Consider the following 3,110-nt stretch of genomic DNA (forward strand, 5'->3'; position numbering starts at 1 on the left):
TTTATACCCTAAAAACTAAATAAGAGTGTTATCAACGGTCAACCATAAAAATTAGTTAAGTCCTCGATCTATTAGTATTCGTCAGCTTCACGTGTCACCACGCTTCTACCTCGAACCTATCAACCTCATCGTCTCTGAGGGATCTTACTCACTCGAAGTGATGGGAAGTATCATCTTGAGGGGGGCTTCATGCTTAGATGCTTTCAGCACTTATCCTTGCCACACGTAGCTACCCAGCTATGCTCCTGGCGGAACAACTGGTACACCAGCGGTGTGTCCATCCCGGTCCTCTCGTACTAAGGACAGCTCCTCGCAAACTTCCAACGCCCACGACGGATAGGGACCGAACTGTCTCACGACGTTCTGAACCCAGCTCGCGTACCGCTTTAATGGGCGAACAGCCCAACCCTTGGGACCGACTACAGCCCCAGGATGCGATGAGCCGACATCGAGGTGCCAAACCTCCCCGTCGATGTGAACTCTTGGGGGAGATAAGCCTGTTATCCCCGGGGTAGCTTTTATCCGTTGAGCGATGGCCCTTCCATGCGGAACCACCGGATCACTAAGCCCGACTTTCGTCCCTGCTCGACTTGTAGGTCTCGCAGTCAAGCTCCCTTCTGCCTTTACACTCTTCGAATGATTTCCAACCATTCTGAGGGAACCTTTGGGCGCCTCCGTTACTCTTTAGGAGGCGACCGCCCCAGTCAAACTACCCGCCTGACACTGTCTCCGAACCGGATCACGGTCCTGGGTTAGAATGGTCATACAGCTAGGGTGGTATCCCACGGGTGCCTCCACGTAAGCTAGCGCTCACGCTTCGATGGCTCCCACCTATCCTGTACAAGCTGCACAAACATTCAATATCAGGCTATAGTAAAGCTCCACGGGGTCTTTCCGTCCTGTCGCGGGTAATGCGCATCTTCACGCATAGTATAATTTCACCGGGTCTCTCGTTGAGACAGTGCCCAAGTCGTTGCACCTTTCGTGCGGGTCGGAACTTACCCGACAAGGAATTTCGCTACCTTAGGACCGTTATAGTTACGGCCGCCGTTTACTGGGGCTTCGGTTCTAAGCTTCGCACAAAAGTGCTAACATTTCCCCTTAACCTTCCAGCACCGGGCAGGTGTCAGCCCCTATACTTCGCCTTTCGGCTTCGCAGAGACCTGTGTTTTTGCTAAACAGTCGCTTGGGCCTATTCACTGCGGCTCCTCCTTAAAGGAGCACCCCTTCTCCCGAAGTTACGGGGTCATTTTGCCGAGTTCCTTAACGAGAGTTCTCCCGCTCACCTTAGGATTCTCTCCTCGCCTACCTGTGTCGGTTTGCGGTACGGGCACCTATGAACTCACTAGAGGCTTTTCTTGGCAGTGTGAAATCAGGAACTTCGGTACTAAATTTCCCTCCCCATCACAGCTTGAAATGGTTGAACGGATTTGCCTATCCAACTTTCTCACTGCTTGGGCGCACATATCCATCAGTGCGCATTCCTTATCCTACTGCGTCCCCCCATCGTTCAAACGCTCATGAGGTGGTACAGGAATATCTACCTGTTGTCCATCGCCTACGCCTTTCGGCCTCGGCTTAGGTCCCGACTAACCCTGAGAGGACGAGCCTTCCTCAGGAAACCTTGGGCTTTCGGTGAAAGAGATTCTCACTCTTTTTTCGCTACTCATACCGGCATTCTCACTTCTAAGCGCTCCACCAGTCCTCACGGTCTGACTTCGCTGCACTTAGAACGCTCTCCTACCATTGTTCTAAAAGAACAATCCGCAGCTTCGGTGATACGTTTAGCCCCGGTACATTTTCGGCGCAGAGTCACTCGACCAGTGAGCTATTACGCACTCTTTAAATGATGGCTGCTTCTAAGCCAACATCCTGGTTGTCTGGGCAACTCCACATCCTTTTCCACTTAACGTATACTTTGGGACCTTAGCTGGCGGTCTGGGCTGTTTCCCTTTCGACTATGAACCTTATCACCCATAGTCTGACTCCCAAGTCTAAGTATCTGGCATTCGGAGTTTGACTGAATTCGGTAACCCGGTGAGGGCCCCTAGTCCAATCAGTGCTCTACCTCCAGTACTCGTTTCTTGAGGCTAGCCCTAAAGCTATTTCGGAGAGAACCAGCTATCTCCGTGTTCGATTGGCATTTCACCCCTACCCACACCTCATCCCCGCATTTTTCAACATACGTGGGTTCGGGCCTCCAGTCAGTGTTACCTGACCTTCACCCTGGACATGGGTAGATCACACGGTTTCGGGTCTACGACCGCATACTCATTCGCCCTATTCAGACTCGCTTTCGCTGCGGCTCCGTGTCTTCCACTTAACCTTGCATACGATCGTAACTCGCCGGTCCATTCTACAAAAGGTACGCCGTCACCCGTGACTTTTCTAAAAGAAAAGTCAACAGGGCTTCGACTACTTGTAGGCACACGGTTTCAGGATCTATTTCACTCCCCTTCCGGGGTGCTTTTCACCTTTCCCTCACGGTACTGGTTCACTATCGGTCACTAGGAAGTATTTAGCCTTGGGAGATGGTCCTCCCGGATTCCGACGGAATTTCTCGTGTTCCGCCGTACTCAGGATACACTCCGGAGGAAACTCTTTTTCGACTACAGGGCTCTTACCCGCTGCGGCTGATCGTTCCAGATCGATTCGTCTAAAGAATTTCTTTGTAACTCCGTGTGGAGTGTCCTACAACCCCGAAAAAGCAAGCTTTCTCGGTTTGGGCTGATTCCGTTTCGCTCGCCGCTACTTGGGAAATCGCATTTGCTTTCTCTTCCTCCGGGTACTAAGATGTTTCAGTTCCCCGGGTCTGCCTCACGTATCCTATGTATTCAGATACGTGTACTACTCCATTACGAGCAGTGGGTTCCCCCATTCGGAAATTCTCGGATCAATGTCTACTTACGACTCCCCGAGACATATCGGTGTTAGTCCCGTCCTTCGTCGGCTCCTAGTGCCAAGGCATCCACCGTGCGCCCTTCTTCACTTAACTAAATTAAAGTTAAAAAAGACTTGCATTAAAAATAAAGTTTCAGCTCCTGTTAAACAGTTACCTTCACTTTTTGGTTGATGTCGTTGATTACTCTTATTTAGTTTTCAAGGTACAA

Annotated in this window: 1 rRNA gene; it reads right to left on the reverse strand. The window is 50.8% G+C overall.

What is annotated here, in order from left to right:
* Positions 1 to 51 precede the first annotated feature (51 nt).
* Positions 52 to 2,995, reverse strand: a 23S ribosomal RNA gene (locus QGM71_RS21640).
* Positions 2,996 to 3,110 lie beyond the last annotated feature (115 nt).

It is taken from the genome of Virgibacillus tibetensis (assembly GCF_036026595.1).
GTDB lineage: Bacteria > Bacillota > Bacilli > Bacillales > Amphibacillaceae > Virgibacillus_P > Virgibacillus_P tibetensis.